The following is a 1147-nucleotide window of genomic DNA, read 5'->3' as shown; positions in this document are numbered from 1 at the left end:
GGCCTTCCAGCGCATCATCGGCAAGGAAGCGCATATGCGCCTCGATGGTCTCGGCGCTCGGCACTAGATTCGATTGTGCCGGCGCTGACGTGACCGTGATGGATTCGACGGCTGCGTCGGTATTGCCATTCTGGTTTTTCTTCCGTTCCCACAAATCTTACTTGCTGAGTTTCAAACGTAAAAATTGATAGGTTTGACATAGCTCGTTTTTTTCTCTGAGTAAATGACAACAGAGCTTTTTAGCCCTCACCAAAAAATTTGTCTTTTCAACTATCATATTAATTGATTCGACTAATATAGTAAAGGATTACAGTTAACATATTATTGATTAACGCTAACTGGTTAGCCTTTAACCCTAAAATGCTAGTTCTTGATAGAGGTAAAGTGGAATATGCTTAAAACTCGTAACAAAGCTATGACAATCAAGTGGAGACTGGCAGTATTAATGGCTGACCGAGAAATGGACTATAAAGAATTAGCAGAAAAAGCGGGACTGCACAAAGTTACGGTGAGCAAACACAAAAATATGAAAACCATGCCTTCTCGCTTGGATAGTGAAACTCTCGAAAAATACTGCAAAGTCTTGAAATGTCAGCCTGGAGATTTAATGCGATATATTCCGCAAGTCCCAGAAATCAACCAAGCCAGTTGAATCCCCATAATTTCTATCTCATCTTAAGTATCCTTCAAATATTTATTGACTCTTACTCTCAAATGATTTGAGAGTTTTTTATTAATCAAAATGACTAATATATTAGTTGAAACGCTTGACAATTATTAGCCGTTTCGACTAATATATTCATATAGCTGAGGACACAACCAGCCTCAGACTTGAAACAAAATCCATTGGTTGATTACACATTCTTTCACTTTTCATTTCACCGCACGCCCAAAACCGAATATCGATTCCTTTTCAACTTCAAGAGTGCATGAATCAAGAGCGAGTCAGTCTCCACGAAGCAATCTTTCTTTCTAGTCTCTTTGACTGACTACAAACAAATAAAAAGGAGAGCAGGGTAATCCCGCTTTTCTCACAAAAAAGGCGATCGCTATTTGCCAAAAAGCATACCGCATCTATGTTTGACCCTGGTGTTAAGTCCCTGCGGTAAAACAACAGTCTGTGGTTTGAGTTCCAGTCAGCATCACA

2 protein-coding genes are annotated in these 1147 nt (G+C 39.7%); one reads left to right on the top strand and one right to left on the bottom strand.

Annotated features, from left to right (window positions below; all coding sequences use genetic code 11):
• The first annotated feature begins 415 nt into the window (after positions 1–415).
• On the top strand, positions 416–652 hold the full coding sequence (locus H1P_RS35535) for a helix-turn-helix domain-containing protein (RefSeq protein ID WP_246142086.1): 237 nt from the start codon (positions 416–418) through the stop codon (positions 650–652).
• A 282-nt stretch (positions 653–934) separates the two neighbouring features.
• On the opposite strand, the gene H1P_RS38015 is transcribed toward H1P_RS35535, so the two are convergent.
• Positions 935–1147 (bottom strand): hypothetical protein (locus H1P_RS38015; protein WP_222427423.1); only part of this gene is annotated, 213 nt, incomplete at its 5' end.

Source organism: Hyella patelloides LEGE 07179, from assembly GCF_900659865.1.
Lineage (GTDB): Bacteria > Cyanobacteriota > Cyanobacteriia > Cyanobacteriales > Xenococcaceae > Hyella > Hyella patelloides.
Note: the sequence above shows the minus strand (reverse complement) of the source record. Positions and strands in the feature narration are given on the sequence as shown.